We start from the raw sequence: 444 nt of genomic DNA, 5'->3' as shown, positions 1-444 counted from the left end.
AAGGGGTTATTCTATCCTGCGTGCTTCCCGTAAAGGGGATGGTATTTTCATCCTCTGCTGGTGCCGCATTTGCGGCATGGGAGTCTATGATGAAATAAAAGCAAGTGGTCATCCACGATTTGAAACTCCTGCGGGAAAACAGGCCCAGGTAGATTGGAAGGAAGACATAAAATTAGTTTCGAGATATAAGTAGTTGATATAACAAACGAGGGGAGGAAGATAAATAATAAAATAAAAGCATTTGCAAATGATTTTGGCTTTAAGATACGCTTATGTAAACCAAGGCGCTCATATACCAAAGGAAAGGTGGAATCATCTAATAAATTTATTGATTGGTTACTGCCATACAATGGTGAATTTGAAAATGAAGAAGATTTAATAAAGATAATCGATGAAATAAACAAAAAAGTTAATCAATCCACAAATCAATCAACAGGAATACAA

The 444-nt window shown here is 36.0% G+C and carries 1 pseudogene; it reads left to right on the top strand.

Going from position 1 to position 444, the window contains the following annotated elements:
• Positions 1-79: 79 nt before the first annotated feature.
• A pseudogene (locus I4N53_RS00515) lies at positions 80-444 on the top strand (IS21 family transposase); the annotation flags it as partial.

The organism is Thermoanaerobacter sp. CM-CNRG TB177 (assembly GCF_018588165.1).
GTDB lineage: Bacteria > Bacillota > Thermoanaerobacteria > Thermoanaerobacterales > Thermoanaerobacteraceae > Thermoanaerobacter > Thermoanaerobacter thermocopriae.
The sequence above is the reverse complement of the archived record's forward strand: the minus strand, read 5'-3'. Positions and strand labels throughout refer to the sequence as shown.